Below are 19,162 nucleotides of genomic sequence, written 5' to 3' on the forward strand. Positions count from 1 at the left end.
CCTCCGTGCCCCCCTCCGTGCCCCCCTCCGTGCCGGGCCTCAGAGCGGGGAGGCGAACACCACCAGGTTGTCCCGGTAGCGGCCGATCGCCGCGTCGTACTCGCCTCCGCAGGTCACGAGGATCAGCTCCTCCTCGAGGGTCGCGCCGAAGACGCGGGCGGTGGGGAACGCGGCCTTGGCGTGGGACTCGACCGCCGTCACCCGGTAGCGGTGGTCGGAGCCGTCCACTCCGCTCACCGCGATCTCATCGCCCGGGGCGAGCTCGCCGAGGCGGAAGAAGACCGCGGGACCGGACCGCGAGTCGACGTGCGCCGCGATCACGGTGCGGCCGCTGCCGCCCGGGCGCCCGCCTCCCGAGAACCAGCCGACGTCGTCGTAGTCCACCGGCACCTCCATCGCCCCGTCCGACTGGATGCCCAGGGCGATCAGCGGCTCGTCCAGGCCCATCGCGGGCACGATCAGCCGGGCGGGCTCGACGCCGACGGTGCGCGCGGGCGCCGCAGCGGCGGGGTCGGGCGCGGGGACCGGGGGAGGAGTGACCGGGGGAGCAGTAGCGAGGGCCGGAGGCGCGGGCGCGCTCGCCGGCGTCTCCGCTCCTCCGCTCCCGTCCGCGGCGGCGCACCCCGCGAGGAGCAGCACGGCGCACAGTGCCGCCGCGCCGCTCCTCGACCGGGTGCCCACGATCAGGAGGCGGTGCGCCGGCGGGCGACGACCACTCCGGCCGCGCCGAGGGCGGCGACGGCTCCGAGGCCGGCCGTCACGGCGAGACCGGACGGGCCCGTGGCGTCGCTCCCGGCGGCGGTCGCGCCGCCACCGGTCTGGAGGCCGCCGACCGGCACCTGCGAGAGCTGGCCGCGGACGACGCCAGCCGCATACGAGGCCGTGTGGGAGTCGCCCGCGAAGGCGGCGGGATCGGCCTCGAGGGCCTTCAGCGTGAATCCGGCGCCGGTGTCGGCCCCGTTCGCCTGGATGCCCGTGGTGAAGGGGCCCTGCAGGCAGCCGCTGCTGGTGCGGGGGCCGTCTCCGACCGGCGCCGGGTTCGGGAACGCGATGCGCGGCGGGCCCGCCTTGCCCAGCGCCGCCTGGTGGATGTGCGTCGCGGTCTTCGCGGGGCTCTGGTAGTCGCCGGTCACGCCGGTGAGGGTGACGTCGTAGCAGATGATGTCGAGGTCGCTGTTGACCCGGAAGGTCATCTCGCCCGTGGCGCCGGGCTGGCCGGGGGTCGCGGCGGAGTCGGCGTTCACGACCTGGTCGGGCGTCGCCATCACCGTGAAGGCGCTGGTGAAGGAGGACGGCTCGGCGACCTCGGTCTCGGCCTGGGCCGGCGCGGCGGCGAAGAAGGAGGCGGCGGCGACGGCGGTGATGCCGCCCAGGGAGAGCAGGCGGCGGCCGGCGCGGTTCCGCGCGGGGGACGTCTTCGTCATGGTGGAGCCTTTCGATCGCGAGCGCCGAGCGGGCCCGATGCAGGGAGTACGGCCGGAAGCGGCGCCGCGTTCACTCCATCTGAGAAGATCTTCACGGAGACGGTCCTCGCCTCCGATGAACGCTGCCGCCGCCGCGGCCGTACCCCCTTCCGACGGACCACCGGTCCGGACGAGGAGGCGGTGTGGCGAGCACGGCGACGGCACGACGAGACGAAGGGCCCGCGATGCCGCGCGAGCACTCGGAGGTCCCGGCTCCGGTGGTGCGCCTCGAGCCCCGGACGGCGGGGTTCGACCCGGCCGCCGCCTTCGACGAGCACGGGTCCGCCCTGCTCGGCTTCGCACTCAACGCACTGCGCGACCGCGGCCTCGCCGAGGACTGCGTGCAGGAGACGTTCCTGCGCGCCTGGCGCTCGCGGGCGAGCTACTCCGCCGAGCGCGCCAGCACCCGCACCTGGCTCTTCGCCATCGCCCGCAACGTCGTCATCGACGTGCACCGCTCGCGGCAGCGCCTGCCGCGCCTGGTCGAGGCCGAGGTTCTGGAGGAGGTGCCCGCGGAGGACCGCGACCCCCTCGAGCCGCTCGCGATCGCCGAGGCGCTCGCGCGGCTCTCCGCCGAGCACCGGCAGGTCGTCGTCGCCGTCCACGTGAACGGCGAGACCTACGCCGAGCTGTCGGCCGCCACGAGCGTGCCGGTCGCCACCCTGCGCAGCCGCGCCTTCTACGCTCTCCGAGCGCTCCGCGGTCACCTCGCGGGCGCCGGACCCACCGACGAGGAGAGATCGTGACCGACCGAGACCAGCCCGCCGGAGACGAGCCCGGCGGCCGCCGCGAGGAGCTTCTCGCCGCGGCCCTCGCCGGCGACCTCTCCGCCGAGGAGGCGCGGGAGTTCGAGAGCCTGCGCGCCGCCGACCCCTCGATCGACCGCGAGCTCGCGTCGTTCGGCGCCGTGGTCGACCGGCTCGGCGCGCTGGGCCGCTGGGAGGAGGCGGAGCCGTCGCCGGAGCTGCGGTCGCGCGTCGCGGCGCTCGCCGGGGAGCGGCCCGAGCGCGGGGAGAGTGCACGTGCCCCGCGCCGCCGAGCCCCGCGCCTCCGTGCCGTCCTGGCCGTCGCCGCGGCGGCCGCGCTCCTCGTCGTGGGTGGCGTCGCCGGAGCGGCCCTGCGGTCCGCCGAGGAGCGCCCCGTCGCGGGACCGCCCGGGACGCTCGGCGCCGTCGAGGCGATCGCCTTCGAGGAGCGGACTGCCGGCGTGACGCTCGACGGCTCGCTGGTCGCGCACACCTGGGGTACCGAGACGATACTCCGCGGGACCGGCTTCGCCCTCGGCGAGAGCTACGACCTCGTGCTGGTCACCGGCTCCGGCGAGCGGCTCCCGTCCGGGTCCTTCCTCGGCAGCTCCGCGGAGCTCGACTGCGAGATGAACGCGGCCGTCCTGCGCGAGTCCGTCGCCGCCGTCGAGATCACCGACGCCGGCGGCGCGCTCGTCGCCTCAGCCGCCCTCCCCACCGTCACCTGAGAGTCGACGGCGTAGGCTCGCGGCTCGGCTTCAGCTCGCTGACGAGCGTGCCCGCGACGATGAACCCCGCCCCGAGCAGGGCGAGCGCGGGGAGCCGGTCGCCGGCGAGGCGGCCGATCAGGCCGGCCCAGACGGGCTCGGCGGAGTAGATGATCGTGGCGCGCGACGGCGAGACCGAGCGCTGAGCCCAGTTCATCGTCAGCTGGATCAGGCAGCTGCTCGCCCCGAGCGCGAGCGCGGGGATCAGCCAGGCCCCCGAGAACGCCGGGACCGCCTCGCCCGCGAGGGGCATCGAGGCGAACCCGAGCGCGCCGGCGACCAGCAGCTGCACCACGGTCACCCGGCCGAGGTCGACGCGTCCGGCGACGAGGCCGATCAGGATGATCTCGGCCGCGATCGGCAGCGTGCTCACGATCGTCGCCACCTCGCCCGCTCCGAGCGCGACGCCCGGCTGCGGGCCCGCGATCAGGAGCAGTCCGACGAACGCCAGCGCGACGCCCACCAGCGTCAGCACGCCCGGACGGCGACGGAACACGACCCACTGGAGCAGCGGCACCAGCGGCACGTACAGCGCGGTCAGGAACGCGGAGGTGCTGCTCGTGATCGTCTGCAGCCCGTAGCTCTGCAGGCCGTAGCCCGCGAAGATCATCACCCCGATCGCGACGCCGGCCGCGAGGTCGATCCGCCGCATCCCCCGGAGCGACCGGTGGAACACGACCGCGCTGATCAGCCCCGCGATGACGAACCGCATCCCGACGAAGAACAGCGGCCCACTGTGCTCCATCGCGATGTGAACGGCGAGGAAGGTCCCGCCCCAGATCGCGGTGATGCCGATGAGCGCCCACTCCGGACGCGTGAAGCGGAGGCCCCGGAGAGGCGAGATGTGCATCATTCTGCACATCCTAGGGCATCAGGGGCCTGTCAGTGCAGAATAGTGCGCATGTCGGCTCCCGTCCTCGCCCACCTGGGCGGCAACCTCCGTCTCGCGCGGCGCGGAGCCGGACTGAGCCAGTCCGCGCTGGCGGCGCGCTCGGGCATCAGCCGGCGGACGATCGTCGCGGCCGAGGCCGGCGAGGCCAACATCTCGCTGACCGGAGTCGACCGCCTCGCGACCGCCCTCGGCACCACGTTCACGGCACTCGTCTCGGCCCCGGGATCCGCGCCCGCGGCGATCGACCAGGTCGCCTGGCGGGGAGCGGGCGAGGCGAGCGTCGCCGTCCTGCTCTCCTCCGTCCCCGCGCGCCGGGAGGCCCAGCTCTGGACCTGGACGCTCGGCCCCGGGGACCGCTACGACGCGCAGCCCGACCCCGAGGGGTGGCACGAGATCCTGCTCGTCACCGCCGGCGCGCTCCTCCTGGAGCGGGAGGGCGAGGAGCCCGTGCGGCTGGAGCCCGGACGGCACCTCGCCTTCCCGACCTCGCGGCACTACTCCTACGTGAACGCGGTGGATGCCGTCACGACGCTCGTCCGGATCGTGGTCGACTGACGGGTCGGCGCCTCAGGCCCGCGAGCGCAGGGTCTCGAGCAGCGCCGCGGGGGTCTCGGGGTCGTCGAGGCTGATCGCGAACTCGCGCGAGCGGTCCGTCGTCACCACCAGCCCCGGCCCGGCGTGCAGGATGACCGCCGAGCGGCCCGGCATCACCCGGTACCCCCAGCCGCCCCACTCCGACGGCTGCAGCTGGGCCGTGCCGGCCGAGGCGATGGTGTCGAGCGGGATGCGGCGCAGCGGGATGCCGAGGGCGGTCGTGACGACGCGGAGGCCGCGGCGGTCGGCGGTCACCCTCAGGCGGGAGAAGGAGAGGAGCACCAGCGCGACGACGCCGAGGACGACGGCCGTCGCGATCGCCGGACCGGTGGCGCCCGCCGCGGCGAGCGTCGCGAGGGAGAGGGCCGCGCCCGCCGCCGTGGCGATCGCGGCGACGGCGAACACCGGGCCCGTCAGCGTCTGCGACCAGGCGCCGGTCTCCTCCGCCGCCAGCGGCAGGCGGCCGGCGGCGAGGCGGGAGGCGCGCCGGGTGCCCGGAGCGATCAGCGCGGGCACGACGGCGAAGAGCATCCCTCCGAGCAGCGCGAGCAGCCACCCGCCGAGCTCCGCCCCCTCGGCGCGCCCGGCCGCGAGCGTCGTGCCGACCGAGGTCGCCCAGGCGGAGGCGCCCATCCCGGCGACGAGGCCGAGGGTCGCCAGCAGGAGCCGCGGGGCGCGCCCGACGGCCGCCGCCACGACGCCCGCGACGGCCGGGAGCCCGGAGAGCACGAGGGCGATCGCGAGCAGGGCGCCCGTCGACGCGGTCGCATCGGCCGCCCCGGTGCCCGACCAGTGCGAGGCGAGCTCCGCGGGCAGAGCGTCGTCCAGGACGAGGCGCGAGACGAGCGCTCCGGCGGCGGGGAGCAGGAGGGACGCGGCGGCGAGGAGCTCGCGGTGGCGGTCGGCGGTGGCGGTCATGATCCGGTCCTCTCGATCAGGCGGACGAGCTCCGCCGGGGTGATGCCGCTGCGACGGGCCTCCGCGAGCAGCTCGTCGACCAGGGCGGTGACGCGCACGAGCCCGGGCCCGGCCGACTCCGTGATCCACGCGCCGCGGCCCCGGCGCATCTGGAGGATCCCGTCGTCGCGCAGGGCGGCGTACGCGCGCAGCACGGTGTGCATGTTGATGCCGAGCGAGTCGGCGAGCTCGCGGGCGGGCGGCAGGCGGTCGCCCGCCGAGAGCTCGCCCCGGGCGACGGCCGAGCGCACCTGCGACTCCAGCTGGTCGGCGAGCGAGCCCGCCGCGGAGTGGTCGACCCGGAACAACATGTTCACAATGTTAGTAGAACAAGCAGTGCACCACTAGGCCCTCAGTGCAGCGCGAGCGACACCGCCAGCACCACCATCACGACCGCCACGGCCGCGTCGAGGATCCGCCAGGCCCCGCGGCTCCGGAACAGCGGCCGCAGCGCGCGCGCCCCGAAGCCGAGAGCGGTGAACCACAGCACGCTCCCGGCCGCCGCCCCCGCCCCGAACCACCAGTGCTCGTCGCCGTGCGTGTTCGCCACCGACCCGAGCAGCACGACCGTGTCGAGGTAGACGTGCGGGTTCAGCAGCGTGAGCGCCAGGCACGTGCCGATCGCCGTGCGGAGCGACGTCGAGGCGCCGGCCGGATCGCCGTCGAGGGTCCCCGGCCGCAGTGCGCGTCTCGCCGCCATCACCGCGTAGGCGAGGAGGAAGGCGATGCCGCCCCAGCGGATCACCACCAGCAGCCACGGCGCCGACTCCAGGACCGCTCCGATCCCCGCGATCCCGAGCACGATCAGCGCGGCGTCGCAGAGTGCGCAGATCGCGACGACGGCGGGCACGTGCTCGCGGCGGAGGCCCTGGCGGAGCACGAAGGCGTTCTGCGCGCCGATGGCGATGATGAGCGAGAGGCCGAAGCCGAGGCCGGAGAGGGCGGCGAGGAGGGGGGACACGCTCCGACGCTAGGGCGGGGCGCATCTGTAGACCAGCTCATGCTCCTTCAGTACCGTAAGCAGCACTGATGCTGACAGACGACCTCGACCTCTCCCGCCTGCGCGCGCTCGCCGCCTCCGTCCGGTACGGCTCCTTCGACGCCGCCGCCCGGGCCCTGCACATCACCCCCTCCGCCCTCAGCCAGCGGATCAAGGCGCTCGAGACCGCCGCAGGCCGCGTCCTGCTGGTGCGCTCGCGCCCGGTCGTCGCGACCGAGGCCGGTGCGGGGCTCCTCCGCCTCGCCCGCCAGATCGAGCTCCTCGCCGACGACGCCGTCCGCTCGCTCGGCGGCGAGGACGCGGAGGGGGCGGGCCCCGTCGTCCTCCCGCTCGCCGTCAACGCCGACTCCCTGGCCACCTGGGTGCTGCCCGCGCTCGCCTCCGTCCCCGACGTCGTGGTGGAGCTGCACCGCGAGGACCAGGCGCACACCACCGCGTTCCTCCGCGACGGCACCGTGCTGGCGGCCGTCACCGGAGAGTCGGAGGCGGTGCTCGGCTGCACCGTCGCGCCGCTCGGAGTGATGCGGTACCGCGCCATCGCCTCGCCTGCGTTCGCCGAGCGCTGGTTCCCGGACGGGGGCACGGCCGGCCTCGCGAGCGCTCCACTGGTCGTCTTCGACGAGAAGGACCGCCTGCAGGACGACTTCCTCCGAGCCGCCGGCGTCGAGGGCCGCCCGCCGCAGCACCGCGTCCCCGGGTCGACCGACTTCGAGCGGGCCGTGCGCCTGGGCATGGGGTGGGGGATGCTGCCCGAGCTGCAGGCCCCGGTCGGCGGCGAGGGCCTCGTCGAGCTGGGCGGCGACCCCGTCGACGTCCCCCTCTACTGGCAGCAGTGGGCCCTGCACACGCCCGCCCTCGACGCGGTCGCCGCGGCCGTCTCCGCCGCCGCGCGCGCCGCGCTCCGCTGACCCGCGCTGCGCTGACCCGCGCGCTGACCTGCGCTGCGCTGACGCGCGCTGCGCTGACCCGCGCCGCCGGGGAGGCGCTCAGACCGCGAACACGTCGCGGAGGGTCACCGTCTCGAGCGAGCGCTCGCGGAGGATGTCGACGAGCCGCGCGTAGACCTGCGTCACCGGATCGAAGTTGGCGTGCCCGATCACGATGTGCTGCGGCAGGAACCACTGGTCCGCGAAGCCGACCACCTGCTCCGGCGTGATCCGCCCGGAGTCCGAGAGCGAGCCGTACCAGAGCACCGTCGCCGTGTAGCCGATCGCCGCCGCGGCGGCCCGGCTCCGCTCGTCCGTGTAGCCGAACGGCGGCCGGTAGAAGGGCGCCGCCTCCACCCCGTAGGTCGAGCGGATGAAGTCGCCGTTGCGGCCCAGCTCCTCCTGCACGCCGTCGCTCGAGAGGCTCGTCAGGTCGGCGTGCGACCAGGTGTGGTTCGCGAGCTGCACCTGCCCCGAGGCGACGAGCGGAGCCAGCAGCGGCGCGTTCACGGTCCACGAGTCGTACTTCCCGTTGAGGAAGAAGGTCAGCCGGGTTCCGGTGTCCCGGGCGAACTGCGCGTAGGCGGCGACCACGTCGGAGTCGGCGCCGTCGTCGACGGTCCAGGCGAGCGTGCTCCCCTCGCCGGGCAGCTCCGAGATCGTGCCGGAGGGCAGCGGCGCCTTCCGCCGCACCGGAGCCGCCGCGGCGGTGGTGGTCGGCACGGGGCGGGGAGGGGTCGGGACGGCGGTCGGAGCGGCGGACGGCAGCACCGCCGCCGGCGCCGTGCTCGGCGGGAGCGCCGCGGGAGCGGGCCGGGCGGGCGTGCACCCCGTCAGCGCGACCGCCGAGGAGGCGATCCCCAGCAGCAGCGCGCGTCGCCTCAACCGGTCCACGGGCCCCCCTCGCGAGCCCCGTCCCCCGGAGCGTCCCCGCGACCGTAGCGGTCGGGGAGGGAGCGGGCAACGCGGCGCGACACCCCTCCCTCCCCGCAGCCTCTACCGGAAGGTGCGCCTGACCGCGTTGTTCGCCGGCGTGGGATCGGCGGCGGCGGTCGACACCCTGGCGTCGATCGTCGTGGCGGCCGGCCGGTCGACGAGCGTCACCGAGTAGGTGGTGCTCCGCCCGGCCGAGACGCTCGGCGCGGTCCAGGTGAGGACCGTCGTGCCCGCGGCCGAGCCCTTCGTCTGCACGGCGCCGGGCGCACTCGCCACCGTTCCGCTGACGACGACTCGGGTGGTCGTCGTCGCCGCGTCCCGGGTGCCGGTGTTCCGGACGGTGATCGTGCCCGAGAGCGGGGCCGTCGCCGCCAGTCCCGGCGCCGGCGCCAGCGTCAGCGTCAGGTCGGCGCGGGTGGAGGACTTCACCTGCAGCGACTGCGTCACCGAGGTCGCGGCGAGCCACGCGGAGTCGCCCGCCTGCGTGGCCCGGACGGTGCAGCTCGCCGCGCCCGTCAGCCGCACCGTCGCCGTGCCCGCGCCGGTGGCGGTCAGCGTGCAGCTGCCGCTCGCGTACAGCTTCACGGGCAGACCCGAGGAGGCGGTGGCCGCGACCGGGTAGGCGATCCCCTTCTCGGGCGAGGACGGCATCGCGGTCGAGAAGGCGACCTTCTGCGCCTTCTTCTTCTGCGGGACGACCGCGGTGACCGCGATCGACTGGGTCGCCCGGGGAGCCGCGTCGTGCGAGGCGTCGCCGGCCTGATCCGCGGTGACGGTGCAGGTGCCGGATCCGCTGAAGGTCACGACGCCGCTCGCGAGCGAGCACGCGCCCGTGGCGCCGATCGTGACCGGCAGACCGGAGGAGCCGCCCGCCGCGGTCGGCGTGTAGCGGCCGCCCGCGGTCGCCGTGCTCGGAGCCGCGGAGGTGAAGGCGACCGTCTGCAGCGCCTTGCCGATCGGGAACGTCCGGACGACCTGCTCCGCGGGCGCGTGAGCGTCGTCGCCGGCCTGGTCCAGCGTCAGCGTGCAGGTGCCGACGGAGTCGTAGGACACCGTGCCGTCCTCTCCCAGCGAGCAGGAGTCGGAGGCGTCGAGCACCGGGTCGGCGCTCGACGGGCCGCGGACGATCGACGGGGTCCAGGAGCCGCCGATCCGGGCGTCCGTCGGAGCGGCGTCGCGGAACGACACCGCTCCCGCCGCCGTGCCGACCTCCACCGACTGCGAGATCCGCGGAGCCGCCGAGTGGCGCTCGTCCCCGGCCTGGTCCGCGGTCACCGTGCAGGTGCCGGAGCGGGTGAAGGTCACGACGCCGTCCGCGACCGTGCAGGACCCGGCCGCTCCGAGCACCACGGGGGCGCTCGACGCGCCGGCCGTCACGACGGGCGTGTAGGAGCCCCCCGCGACCGCCGCGTCGGGGACCGGCGAGGCGAACGCCAGCGTCTGGCCGAGGGCGCCGATCGCGAAGGTGCGGACGGACTGCGGAGCGGCGCCGTACCGCGAGTCGCCCGCCTGGTCGAGCGTCAGCGTGCAGGTGCCGACGGAGTCGTAGGACACCACTCCCGCGGCCGCCGAGCATGCTCCGGAGGCGGTCAGCACCGGACGCGCCGTGGAGGGCCCGGCGATGATCCGCGGGGTGGTCGTCCCGCCGACCGTCGCGCCGGTCGGCGCGCTGCCGCCGAAGGAGACGGTGCCCGCGAGCAGTCCGACCGCGATCACCTGCGAGGCCCGCTCCGCCGCGTCGTACCGGGCGTCGCCCGTCTGGTCGGCGGTCACCGTGCAGGTGCCCGATCCGGTGAAGGCGACGACCCCGTTGGTGAGCGTGCAGGACCCGGAGGCGCCGAGCACCACGGGGCGCCCCGAGGCTCCGCCGGTCGCGGTCGGGCGGTAGGTGCCGCCGGCGAGCGCCGAGTCCGGCGCCTGCGAGGTGAAGGCCACGGTCTGCGAGGTCCGGGTGATCTCGAAGCTGCGCACGGCCGTCGGCGCTGCGCTGTGGCGGGTGTCGCCCGCCTGGTCCAGCGTCAGCGTGCAGGTGCCGGCGGAGTCGTAGGAGACCAGTCGGAAGGGCCCGACGGAGCAGGCGCCGGAGGCCGTCAGCACCGGGGGAGCGCTGGAGGGGCCGGCGACGACCGCGGCCGTCGAGGAGCCCCCGACCCGGGCCTCGGCCGGAGCATCGCCGCCGAACGCGACGGTGCCCGCGAGCTGAGAGACCGCGACGGTCTGCGAGGCCTGCGCCGCCGCCGCGTAGCGCCCGTCGCCCGCCTGGTCCGCCGTGACGGTGCAGGTGCCGCTGCCGGCGAAGGTGACGACGCCGTCGGCGAGCGTGCAGGCGCCGGTCGCTCCGATCGTCACGGGGAGCCCGGAGGCGCCGCCCGTCGCGGTCGGAGTGAGCGTGTCGCCGGACGTGGCCGTCGACGGCGCGGTCGAGGTGAAGGCGACGGTCTGCGCGATCGCGGTGATCTCGAAGGTCTGGACCGCCCGCGCGGTGCCGTAGGTGGCGTCGCGGTAGTGGATCGCCGTCAGCGTGCAGGTGCCCGCGGAGTCGAACCGGACGGCGCCGTTCTCGCCGTCGGAGCAGGCGCCCGAGACGCTGAGCACCGAGGGGCCGGAGGACGGTCCGCGCGTGAAGGCGGGAGTGAAGGATCCGCCGACCTCCGCGTCGGTCGGGACGGCGGTCGTGAACGCCACGGAGCCGGGCGCGTAGCCGACCTCCACCTCCTGCACGGCGGGCCGGGCGCTGTCGTACTGCCGGTTGCCGTTCTGGTAGGCGAAGACGCCGCAGACGCCCTTCGTGGTGAAGGTGACCACGCCGTCCTTCGCCGAGCACGACGCGGTGGTGAGGAGGAACGGAGCGATGCCCGAGGCGCCGCCCTCGATCACGGGGCGGTACGTGTCCCCGAGGACGGCGCCGACCGGAGGCGCGCTCGTGATCCGGACCGTCTGCGGGAGGAAGTAGATCGAGTACTCCTGCTCGGCGTGCCGCGCGGGCCAGTAGCCGTCTCCGGGCTGGTCGAGGGACAGCACGCAGAGCCCGGCCCCGTCGTTCCGCACGGTCACTCCGTCCGGGAGGATCGAGCAGTCTCGGCTCGCGGAGAGCACGGGCACGCCCTTCGACGGGCCGGGCACGATCGTCGGCCGGTACGTCTCGAGCGACATCGCGTGCGGGGGCGCGGTGCTACCGAAGGAGAGGTTCCCCTCGGGAGTCCCGACCGTGATGACCTGCCGGACCTGCGGAGCGGCGTCGTGCCGATCGTCCGCGGCCTGGTCGATCGTCACCGTGCAGGTGCCGTCGCCGAAGAACGTCACCACGTCGTCCGCGATGGTGCAGTTGCCGTTCTCGATCACCGCGATCACGAGCGGGTTGCCCGAGCCGCCGCCGGTCGCCTCGACCGTGTACCGGTCGTCGGTGAACACCCGGTCGGGCGGAGTCGAGGTGACGACGACCGTCTGGGGGATCCGCGAGATCGGGACGAAGCGCACCAGGCCGTCGGCGGCCGCGTACACGTCGTCGCCCGGCTGGTCGAACTGCACGCCGCAGGTCGAGGGCTCGGTGTAGGTCAGGATCTGCGCACCCGTCGCGTCGGGGGCGACGGTGCAGCCGAAGAAGGTCCTGACGAGCACCGGCAGTCCCGAGCTCGAGGTCGCCGTGGCGACGCCGGTCGACTCCAGGACGCCGGTCCTCGGCACCGCGACCGTCAGCGTCTGCGACGCCTTCGCGACCTCGAGATCGAAGGAGGCGCGCCCCGCGGTGTAGTGGTCGTCGCCGGCCTGGTCGGCGGTCACGGTGCAGGTGCCGCTCCGGGTGAAGGTCACGACGCCGTCGGCGATCGCGCAGGATCCGGTCGCTCCGATCGAGACGGGGCTCCCGGAGCCGCCGCCGGTGGCCGTCGGAGTGAAGGTGCCCAGCGCCGTCGGCGCGGTCGGCCGCGAGGAGGTGAAGGCGACCGTCTGCGAGAACTTCCGGACCGTGATCCGGAACGAGGACGTGCCGGTGTTGCCGGCCTCGTCGTCCGCGGTGCAGTCGACCGTCGTGTCCCCGATCGGGAAGACGCTTCCCGAGGCGGGCGTGCAGGTCGAGCCCACGGCTCCGTCGACCGCGTCCTGCGCGGAGGACGCGAAGGTGACGACGGCGCCGGAGACGTCGGCCGGCTCGGCCGTGACGGCGGCGGGCACGGTCACGACGGGGGCCGAGCGGTCGGCCAGCGCGAAGGTGCCGGGGATCGACCGGAGGGTGTAGTTCGGCCCCGCGTCGCCTCCGTCGCACCGCGTGACGTAGTCGCCGACAGGCGTGCGCGCTCCGATCGTCACCTTCCCGGTGCCGTCCGCCGTGTAGTAGGCGCCGGTCGGCTCGGTGACGAACCGGTCGGTTCCTGCGAAGCCGTCGGCCGTGCAGGTGACCGTCGGGGCGGTCGCGGTGCCGTGCGCCTGCGTCCCGGGGCTCGACGCGGTCACCGAGAGGGGCGCCGGCGAGATCGTGAGCGCGCCGTCGATGGTGATCAGCTGTCCCGAGGGGTTCGTCAGGCCGGAGCAGCGCGTGGGGTAGCGGCCGACGGGGGTCGTCGCGGAGAGCGCCAGCGGCGTCGTGAATCCGGTGTCGGACGCCGCGAAGGCGCCGCAGGAGACCGTCCCCGAGGGGGAGCCGGTCACGGAGGCGGTGATCGCGGGGGGAGTGGATCCGTAGGTCGACGAGGGCGAGGAGGCGGTCACCATCGGGACGGCCGCGACGATGCGCAGCGCGCCGTCCTTGTACCCCGCGATCGTGTAGTCGCTGCTGACCTTCGCGCCGCTGCACCGCGTGGTGAAGGTGGTGAAGGTGGAGGTGGGCCAGTTCGGGATCAAGCGGTAGATGACGTCGTCCGCCGTGACGATCGGCCGGTAGACGCCGGCCGTGAGCGGGGCGCCGAAGGTGTCGGTGCCGACGAAGGCGGCCGTGCAGCGCAGGTCGGGGGACGGCGCGCCTCGCGGGTAGTCGACCGTCGGGGCGGTCACCGTGAGCGCCTTCGGCTTCGCCGTGAAGCTCTGCAGGGGCTCGCCCGCCCAGCCCAGAGGAGCGAGCGCGTCGAGCCTCGCCGCGAGCGTGCAGACGCCGGCGTGGAGCACGGTCACCCTCATGCCGCTGACGGAGCAGGTCTCGGCGGTCCTGCTGCTCAGGACGATCGAGCGGCCGGGCACATCGACGGCCTGTGCGTAGGGGCTCGCGTCGAAGGAGTCGCCGTACGCCTTCTGCGGGAGCGTCGACAGGTCGAAGCGCACGCCGCCCACCGCCACGGTGGCCGGCTCGCTGCGGACGCTGCCCCCGCAGGTGGTCAGGGTCGCCCGGTAGCGGTAGGAGCCGGTGGGATCGGGGCCGGCCTCGAGGAACGCGGTCCCGTCCTCCCGGGCGCCCGCCCGGCCGAGGGCGGGCTTCCACGTGGCGCCGCCGTCGGTGGACCTCTCCCACGACACGGCGGGGATGCCGCCGTAGACGGCCGAGACGCTCACGCCCATCGTCAGCGTGTAGATCTGGTTGGTGACGCCCGCGATGTCCGAGGGCTGCCGGGTGATGACGGGTGCCGCGGCGCGCGCGCGCACCTCGTGGCGCAGAGCGGGGAGCGCCGACCAGCTCCCTCGTCCCGCCTCGGCGGGGGTGATGGTGTCGGGGTAGTGCGCGCGGATCTCGTTCCAGCCCTGCGGGATGTCTCTCGTGGTCAGAACGCCGACGCCGTCCGCGTCGAGGGTCACCCTGCTGGTGCCCGCGCCGGTGAGGATCTCGACCGTGCCGCCGGCGGCCACCGGCCGGCCCAGGCTCGGGATGGTCACCCTCGCGGTGACGGTGACCTCCTGCCCGAGCATCGAGAAGTCGGGGGTGCGCGTCACGGTCACGGCGGTGTCGTACACCGGAGCGACAACGGGGTCGGCCGCCGTCGGGCCGGCCGTCTGCGAGATCCTCGTCACGCTCGGGTGCACGTAGCTCGAGCCGCCGCCGCCGGCGCCGGGGTCGTTCATGACGCCGAGGGTGTCGTTCATGCTGCCGAACACGTAGGGCGATCCGCCGCCGCCGCCGTACCACCAGCCGGCCCCGCCGCCGCCGCCGCTGTGGCCGGGGAACGAGCAGTTGCCGCCGCCGCCGCGGGAGGCGCCGGCGTCGGCGCCCTTGCCGTCGTTGAGGAACACGCCCCACTGGCCGTTGTTGCCGTCGGCGCACTCGCCGAACGTGCTGTAGCCGCGGGCGCCGGGCGAGCCGCCCGAGCTCTGCCCGGCCGCGCCGCCGCCGCCGCCGTCGGCCGCGTTGTTCCTGCCGCCGTTCCCGCCGCCCCTCGCGCCGCTGCCGGCGTCGGCGTCGCCGCCGACCGAGGACCGCCCGCCGCCGCCTCCGCCGCCCGCCGCCACGGCGAGGGCGTGCTGACAGCCGTCCGAGCCGGCCGTGCTGAGGTACTGGGCGTCGCCGCCCGCGCCGCCGGAGTCGCCCGCGTAGACGCCGCCGTTCACGTAGCGCGTGGCGCCTGCCGCTCCGGCCGGGGCGCCGGTGAGGCGCCCGATCTCCAGCACCTGCCCGGGTGTGACGGGCACCTCCACGACGAGGCTGGAGCCGCGTCCGCCGGCGTTGCCCGTCCCGAGGCCGCTCGCACCCTTCCCGCCGTTCTGGCCGCTGAGGACGGCGCGGACCGTCGAGACCCCGGTCGCGGGAACGGTGTACTGCGACACCGTCGAGACCTTCGGGGAGATGAAGCACGCGGTGCTGAAGACCGGCGCCGCCGACGCGGTCGGCGCGGCCACGACGCTGAGTCCTGCGCCCGCTACGAGCACGGCCGCGGCGACGAGGGAACGGAGGAAGGACTGGCGCATGTGCTGCTACTCCCGGCTGCTGCCGGGAGCGGGCGCCCGCGGTCGGCTCAGAGTAGGGCGGTCGTAGACCCGCGAGGAAGGCGGAAGGTACACGAACGCCCTGCTCGGGGGGTACGGGAGGCCGCTTCTGCCGGAACCTCCCAGGAAGTCCCCGTGCACGTCGGGGCGGCGTCCCCACCCTATTGCGGCCGCCGCCCGGGTCGCGTAGTCTAGCGAGGTTGCGTGCATCTGCACGCGCTTGCGTGCTGCCCACCGGGCAGGAGCTCCGGCTCCGGCCGGACAGGCGGGCGGTGCGCCGACAAGTGACCTTGGGTGGGTCGGGCGGGGCTTCGTGCCGCGCGTGATCCACGGTAACCACACATGGAGGAAACCATGGCAGCAGTCTGCCAGGTGACCGGAGCCGTCCCCGGCTTCGGGCACGCCATCTCGCACTCGCACCGGCGCACCAAGCGCCGCTTCGACCCGAACGTGCAGAAGAAGACGTACTACGTGCCGTCGCTTCGCCGTAACGTCACCCTGACCCTCTCGGCCAAGGGCATCAAGGTCATCGACGCCCGTGGCATCGAGTCCGTCGTCAAGGATGTTCTCGCTCGCGGGGTGAAGATCTAATGGCCAAGCAGCAGGACGTCCGTCCGATCATCAAGCTCCGTTCGACGGCCGGCACCGGTTACACCTACGTGACCAAGAAGAACCGCCGCAACGACCCCGACCGTCTCGTGCTCAAGAAGTACGACCCCGTAGTGCGCAAGCACGTCGACTTCCGCGAGGAGCGCTAAGTATGGCCAAGAAGAGCAAGATCGCCCGCAACGAGCAGCGCAAGGTGATCGTCGACCGCTACGCCGCCAAGCGCCTCGAGCTGAAGAAGGCCCTGGTCGACCCGGCCGGGACCGACGAGACCCGTGAGGCCGCCCGCGTCGGCCTCCAGAAGCTCCCCCGCAACGCCTCGCCCGTCCGCGTCCGCTCGCGCGACGCCGTCGACGGCCGCCCCCGCGGCAACCTCACGAAGTTCGGCATCTCGCGTGTCCGCTTCCGTGACATGGCGCACCGCGGCGAGCTGCCCGGTATCACCAAGTCCAGCTGGTGACCGAGCGCCGCTAGCGGCGTGAACGACCGAAGGCCCGTGATCGAAGGATCGCGGGCCTTCGTCGTCCCGCCGGCGGACGTAAAATGTGCGGATGACCGACTCCAGCCTGCCCACCGTCGCCGAGATCGCGGCGCTCATCGACCACGCGATCCTGAAGCCCGAGCTCACCCGTGCCGAGGTCGACGCCCAGCTCGACGAGGCGCGCGAGTCCGGCGTGTTCAGCGTCTGCGTCCGCCCCTCCGACATCGCCCACTCGGTCGCTCGGCTCGAGGGCTCCGGCGTCCTGGTCGGCACGGTCATCGGCTTCCCCCACGGCACCACCTCGACCGCGGCGAAGGTCGCGGAGTCGCGTCAGGCGCTCGCCGACGGCGCGTCCGAGCTCGACATGGTCGTCAACATCGGCCGCCTCCGGAGCGGCCTGCTCCAGGACGTCGAGGACGACGTCCGCGCCGTGGTCGAGGCCGCCGAGGGCCACGTCGTCAAGGTCATCCTCGAGACGAGCCTCCTCGACGACGAGCAGGTCGTCGAGGGCAGCCGGGCCGCCGAGCGCGCCGGCGCGGACTTCGTGAAGACCGCCACCGGCTTCGCGGGCGGAGGCGCGAACGAGCACGACCTCCGCCTCATGCGCGGCGCCGTCTCGGAGGCCGTTCAGGTGAAGGCGTCCGGCGGTGTCCGCGACCTCGACACGCTCCTCGCCTACCGCGGCCTCGGCGTCACCCGCTTCGGCACCAGCGGCTCCGCGACCATCCTCGGCGACCTCGCCGCGCGGCACTCGGGCGACTCCTCCGCGGCACGTGTCGACTCCGCCTCCTACTGACGGAGCGGCCGACGAGGGCCGCACCGCACCCGCCGACCGGATGACGCCCGTGCGCCTGCGCCCGGGCCGCGCCGGCCGGTGGGCGGAGCGGACCCGCCGCCCCCTCGACGAGATCGCCCGCGCCCTCAAGGAGCGGGTCTACGCGACCTTCACGGGCCTGGCCGTGGTGATGATCTACCTCGTCGGCGACCACCCCGACGCGGTCCACGCCCTCCAGAGCCTCGTGATCTCGATCATCGGGATCTCGGCCGCGGGCTTCGTCGCCGAGGTGATCGCGCACCAGGTCGTGCACGCGGCGACGCCCTCGCGAGCGGAGTCGGGCACGATGCTGCGGATCGCGGGTGGGGCGCTCGCCTCGGCGTCGCTCCCGGTCCTCGCGCTCGGTGCCGCGGCGCTGGGCTGGATCGACGCGACGGTCGCGCTGCGGATCGGCGCGGGCGTCTACGTCGCCACGCTCGCGGGGATCGCCCTCATCGCCGTCGTTCGCGCGGGCCTCTCCTGGAAGGAGAGCCTCGTCTCGCTGCTCGGGATCGTGGGCCTCGGCGTGCTGGTCGTCGGCGTGCTCGCGCTCGCGCACTGATCCGGAGGCGCCGCCGCGCGTAGGCTCGGACGGATGACGTCACGCACCAGGGTCGAGCTCGGCCGCCGGGAGGACCTCGGCGCCGACTGCGCGAACTGCTTCGGCCTGTGCTGCGTCGCCCTCGCCTTCGCCCGCTCCGCCGACTTCCCGTTCGACAAGCGCGCCGGGGACCCGTGCGTCAACCTCGACGGCGAGGACGCGTGCACGATCCACCGCCGGCTCCGGCCGCAGGGCTTCGTCGGCTGCACCGTCTTCGACTGCTTCGGCGCCGGCCAGAAGGTCTCGCAGCAGACGTTCGGCGGCGTCTCCTGGCGGTCCGACCCGGCCGTGCGCGAGCGGATGTTCGCGGTGTTCCCGCTGATGCGCCGCCTGCACGAGCTGCTCTGGTACCTCGACTCCGCTCTGGCGCTGCCCGGCGTCGGCGCGCCGCTCCTCGATGAGCTGCGCGAGCGGTTCGACGCTGTGCACGCGCACACCCTCGGCGAGCCGGAGCAGGTGGTCGCGGTCGACGTCGACGCGGAGTACGGAGCGTCCCGGCCGCTCCTGATCGCGGCGAGCGCGGCCGCTCGCGCAGGAGCGGCGCCGGCTGCCCGCCGGTCGAGGGGCCGTCGGCTCGCTCCGGGTGCCGATCTGGCGGGCGCATCGCTCCGGAACGCGGACCTGCGGGGGGCGGACCTGCGGGGCGCGCTCCTCCTCGCCGCGGACCTGCGGGGTGCGGATCTGCAGCGGTGCGACCTGCTCGGGGTGGACCTTCGTGATGCTGACGTGTCCGGTGCGCGGCTCGCCGAGGCGGTCTACCTCACCCAGGCGCAGGTGAACAGCGCCCGAGGGGATGCGGCGACCACGCTGCCGTCGCACTTCGAGCGCCCGTCGCACTGGGGCGGCTAGGCCGCCAGGTCAGAGGCTGCGGGGGCCGCCCAGCGACTCGTCGCCGCCCTCGTCGTCGACGCCGAGGGCCTCGACGACCTCGCGGCCGAGGAGGTGCGCGCCGCTCCAGCCCTCGATGACGCACCGGGGGAACGCCTCGCGGTCCGGGGAGCCGAGCCATGCGGCGGCGGCCTCGCGGGCCCACGCCTCGGAGGCGTACACGCCGATGATCTCTGTGCGGTCGTCCCACGGCGTCGCGGTCGAGAGCACGAAGTGGTCACCGTTCACGATCGGATCTCCTCCGGCTCTCGGGGTTCAGCGACCCCGTGGGAGTGCGGGACCGGACCGGACGCTACCCGTGGGCGGGGGAGCGTGTCTCCGGGGTCGACACGAGCGCGGATGAAGGCTACGGGAACGTCGAGCGCGGCGCGATCACCCGATGGTCCCACGCAGGCGGGCGTTCAGCCCACCCAGAGCGGTCGCGATCTCGTTCTCGTCGCTTCCGGGGAGGAGGGCGCCGCCCTGCTCGAGGCCGTGGCGCAGGGCCTCGACCTCCTCAGGGGGGAGTCCGCCGCTGTCGAGGAGGGCCTGGAGGGCGGCGAGGATGCCGACGAGGGCGACGGCGTCGTCCAGGTCGAGGGGGCGGACGCAGGACTTCTCCATGTCATCGCTCCTGTTCGGGTCAGGGGTTCGGGGGCGGGGGCCCCGCAT

20 protein-coding genes are annotated in these 19,162 nt (G+C 74.6%); 10 read left to right on the forward strand and 10 right to left on the reverse strand.

What is annotated here, in order from left to right; genetic code table 11:
* Window positions 1–39 precede the first annotated feature (39 nt).
* Both C5D50_RS16830 and C5D50_RS06465 read right to left on the reverse strand, forming a co-directional pair.
* Window positions 40–681, reverse strand: a complete 642-nt coding sequence (locus tag C5D50_RS16830; RefSeq protein WP_181068421.1) for a class F sortase — start codon at window positions 679–681, stop codon at window positions 40–42.
* Window positions 682–683: 2 nt separating this feature from the next.
* Entirely contained in the window at window positions 684–1,424 is a 741-nt protein-coding gene (locus C5D50_RS06465) for a CHRD domain-containing protein (protein WP_104283090.1), read from the reverse strand.
* 224 nt (window positions 1,425–1,648) lie between these two features.
* On the opposite strand from C5D50_RS06465, the gene C5D50_RS06470 reads away from it, so the two are divergent.
* Window positions 1,649–2,209: a sigma-70 family RNA polymerase sigma factor gene (locus C5D50_RS06470; RefSeq protein WP_104239560.1), complete on the forward strand. Its 561-nt coding sequence runs from the start codon at window positions 1,649–1,651 to the stop codon at window positions 2,207–2,209.
* Window positions 2,206–2,937, forward strand: a complete 732-nt coding sequence (locus C5D50_RS06475; protein ID WP_104283091.1) for a hypothetical protein — start codon at window positions 2,206–2,208, stop codon at window positions 2,935–2,937. Before C5D50_RS06470 ends, C5D50_RS06475 begins: the two co-directional genes overlap by 4 nt.
* Here the strand turns inward: C5D50_RS06475 and C5D50_RS06480 are convergent.
* A complete protein-coding gene (locus tag C5D50_RS06480; RefSeq protein ID WP_258069573.1) occupies window positions 2,930–3,829 on the reverse strand; it encodes a DMT family transporter in 900 nt (299 codons plus the stop codon). The two genes, C5D50_RS06475 and C5D50_RS06480, sit on opposite strands and share 8 nt — an antisense overlap.
* Before the next feature lie 48 nt (window positions 3,830–3,877).
* Between C5D50_RS06480 and C5D50_RS06485 the strand changes: the two genes are divergently transcribed.
* Window positions 3,878–4,423, forward strand: coding sequence for a helix-turn-helix domain-containing protein (locus tag C5D50_RS06485; protein ID WP_104227343.1), 546 nt, complete (start codon window positions 3,878–3,880; stop codon window positions 4,421–4,423).
* A 12-nt stretch (window positions 4,424–4,435) separates the two neighbouring features.
* Here the strand turns inward: C5D50_RS06485 and C5D50_RS06490 are convergent, their stop codons facing one another.
* Genes C5D50_RS06490 through C5D50_RS06500 form a run of 3 tightly spaced genes read right to left on the reverse strand, consistent with a single transcriptional unit; the run spans window position 4,436 to window position 6,380 of the window.
* Window positions 4,436–5,380, reverse strand: coding sequence for a hypothetical protein (locus C5D50_RS06490; protein WP_104283093.1), 945 nt, complete (start codon window positions 5,378–5,380; stop codon window positions 4,436–4,438).
* A complete protein-coding gene (locus C5D50_RS06495; RefSeq protein ID WP_104225158.1) occupies window positions 5,377–5,730 on the reverse strand; it encodes a GntR family transcriptional regulator in 354 nt (117 codons plus the stop codon). Before C5D50_RS06495 ends, C5D50_RS06490 begins: the two co-directional genes overlap by 4 nt.
* Before the next feature lie 41 nt (window positions 5,731–5,771).
* On the reverse strand, window positions 5,772–6,380 hold the full coding sequence (locus C5D50_RS06500) for a LysE/ArgO family amino acid transporter (RefSeq protein ID WP_104283094.1): 609 nt from the start codon (window positions 6,378–6,380) through the stop codon (window positions 5,772–5,774).
* Window positions 6,381–6,448: 68 nt separating this feature from the next.
* Here C5D50_RS06500 and C5D50_RS06505 point away from each other — a divergent pair, with 68 nt between their 5' ends.
* The gene (locus C5D50_RS06505; RefSeq protein ID WP_104283095.1) at window positions 6,449–7,327 is read left to right on the forward strand and encodes a LysR family transcriptional regulator ArgP; all 879 of its coding nucleotides are present in this window, start codon (window positions 6,449–6,451) and stop codon (window positions 7,325–7,327) included.
* 78 nt (window positions 7,328–7,405) lie between these two features.
* Here C5D50_RS06505 and C5D50_RS06510 read toward each other — a convergent pair whose 3' ends face one another.
* Window positions 7,406–8,239 (reverse strand): polysaccharide deacetylase family protein, encoded by an 834-nt coding sequence (locus C5D50_RS06510; RefSeq protein WP_219812312.1) that lies wholly within the window; start codon window positions 8,237–8,239, stop codon window positions 7,406–7,408.
* A 102-nt stretch (window positions 8,240–8,341) separates the two neighbouring features.
* Entirely contained in the window at window positions 8,342–15,103 is a 6,762-nt protein-coding gene (locus C5D50_RS06515; RefSeq protein ID WP_146087921.1) for an HYR domain-containing protein, read from the reverse strand.
* 372 nt (window positions 15,104–15,475) lie between these two features.
* On the opposite strand from C5D50_RS06515, the gene rpmB reads away from it, so the two are divergent.
* The 6 genes from rpmB (at window position 15,476) to C5D50_RS06550 (ending at window position 18,472) form a co-directional block, all read left to right on the forward strand.
* Complete coding sequence (gene rpmB, locus C5D50_RS06525) at window positions 15,476–15,712, forward strand: 50S ribosomal protein L28 (RefSeq protein ID WP_056038148.1); 237 nt, start codon at window positions 15,476–15,478, stop codon at window positions 15,710–15,712.
* Window positions 15,712–15,879: a 50S ribosomal protein L33 gene (gene rpmG / locus C5D50_RS06530; RefSeq protein ID WP_027692168.1), complete on the forward strand. Its 168-nt coding sequence runs from the start codon at window positions 15,712–15,714 to the stop codon at window positions 15,877–15,879. Before rpmB ends, rpmG begins: the two co-directional genes overlap by 1 nt.
* A gap of 2 nt (window positions 15,880–15,881) precedes the next feature.
* Window positions 15,882–16,187 carry a 30S ribosomal protein S14 gene (gene rpsN, locus C5D50_RS06535; protein WP_104225107.1) on the forward strand — a complete coding sequence of 102 codons (306 nt, stop codon included), beginning with the start codon at window positions 15,882–15,884 and terminating at the stop codon, window positions 16,185–16,187.
* 91 nt (window positions 16,188–16,278) lie between these two features.
* Window positions 16,279–17,004, forward strand: a complete 726-nt coding sequence (gene deoC, locus C5D50_RS06540; protein ID WP_181127788.1) for a deoxyribose-phosphate aldolase — start codon at window positions 16,279–16,281, stop codon at window positions 17,002–17,004.
* Entirely contained in the window at window positions 16,982–17,584 is a 603-nt protein-coding gene (locus C5D50_RS06545; protein WP_146076980.1) for a hypothetical protein, read from the forward strand. Before deoC ends, C5D50_RS06545 begins: the two co-directional genes overlap by 23 nt.
* A 33-nt stretch (window positions 17,585–17,617) precedes the next feature.
* Window positions 17,618–18,472, forward strand: coding sequence for a pentapeptide repeat-containing protein (locus C5D50_RS06550; protein ID WP_104227349.1), 855 nt, complete (start codon window positions 17,618–17,620; stop codon window positions 18,470–18,472).
* Between the two features lie 9 nt (window positions 18,473–18,481).
* On the opposite strand, the gene C5D50_RS06555 is transcribed toward C5D50_RS06550, so the two are convergent.
* Both C5D50_RS06555 and C5D50_RS06560 read right to left on the reverse strand, forming a co-directional pair.
* Complete coding sequence (locus tag C5D50_RS06555; protein ID WP_104225104.1) at window positions 18,482–18,739, reverse strand: hypothetical protein; 258 nt, start codon at window positions 18,737–18,739, stop codon at window positions 18,482–18,484.
* 144 nt (window positions 18,740–18,883) lie between these two features.
* A complete protein-coding gene (locus C5D50_RS06560) occupies window positions 18,884–19,114 on the reverse strand; it encodes a hypothetical protein (protein ID WP_104225103.1) in 231 nt (76 codons plus the stop codon).
* Window positions 19,115–19,162 lie beyond the last annotated feature (48 nt).

Origin of the sequence: Rathayibacter sp. RFBD1 (assembly GCF_002932915.1) — a bacterium.
Taxonomy (GTDB): domain Bacteria; phylum Actinomycetota; class Actinomycetes; order Actinomycetales; family Microbacteriaceae; genus Rathayibacter.

Coding starts and splice junctions, on each gene's coding strand:
- rpmG (WP_027692168.1), top strand. CDS start 15,712: ATGGCCAAGCAGCAGGACGTCCGTCCGATCATCAAGCTCCGTTCGACG.
- C5D50_RS06505 (WP_104283095.1), top strand. CDS start 6,449: ATGCTGACAGACGACCTCGACCTCTCCCGCCTGCGCGCGCTCGCCGCC.
- C5D50_RS06490 (WP_104283093.1), bottom strand. CDS start 5,380: ATGACCGCCACCGCCGACCGCCACCGCGAGCTCCTCGCCGCCGCGTCC.
- C5D50_RS06480 (WP_258069573.1), bottom strand. CDS start 3,829: ATGATGCACATCTCGCCTCTCCGGGGCCTCCGCTTCACGCGTCCGGAG.
- C5D50_RS06560 (WP_104225103.1), bottom strand. CDS start 19,114: ATGGAGAAGTCCTGCGTCCGCCCCCTCGACCTGGACGACGCCGTCGCC.
- C5D50_RS06465 (WP_104283090.1), bottom strand. CDS start 1,424: ATGACGAAGACGTCCCCCGCGCGGAACCGCGCCGGCCGCCGCCTGCTC.
- C5D50_RS06470 (WP_104239560.1), top strand. CDS start 1,649: ATGCCGCGCGAGCACTCGGAGGTCCCGGCTCCGGTGGTGCGCCTCGAG.
- deoC (WP_181127788.1), top strand. CDS start 16,279: ATGACCGACTCCAGCCTGCCCACCGTCGCCGAGATCGCGGCGCTCATC.
- C5D50_RS06495 (WP_104225158.1), bottom strand. CDS start 5,730: ATGTTGTTCCGGGTCGACCACTCCGCGGCGGGCTCGCTCGCCGACCAG.
- rpsN (WP_104225107.1), top strand. CDS start 15,882: ATGGCCAAGAAGAGCAAGATCGCCCGCAACGAGCAGCGCAAGGTGATC.
- rpmB (WP_056038148.1), top strand. CDS start 15,476: ATGGCAGCAGTCTGCCAGGTGACCGGAGCCGTCCCCGGCTTCGGGCAC.
- C5D50_RS06515 (WP_146087921.1), bottom strand. CDS start 15,103: ATGCGCCAGTCCTTCCTCCGTTCCCTCGTCGCCGCGGCCGTGCTCGTA.
- C5D50_RS06485 (WP_104227343.1), top strand. CDS start 3,878: ATGTCGGCTCCCGTCCTCGCCCACCTGGGCGGCAACCTCCGTCTCGCG.
- C5D50_RS06550 (WP_104227349.1), top strand. CDS start 17,618: ATGACGTCACGCACCAGGGTCGAGCTCGGCCGCCGGGAGGACCTCGGC.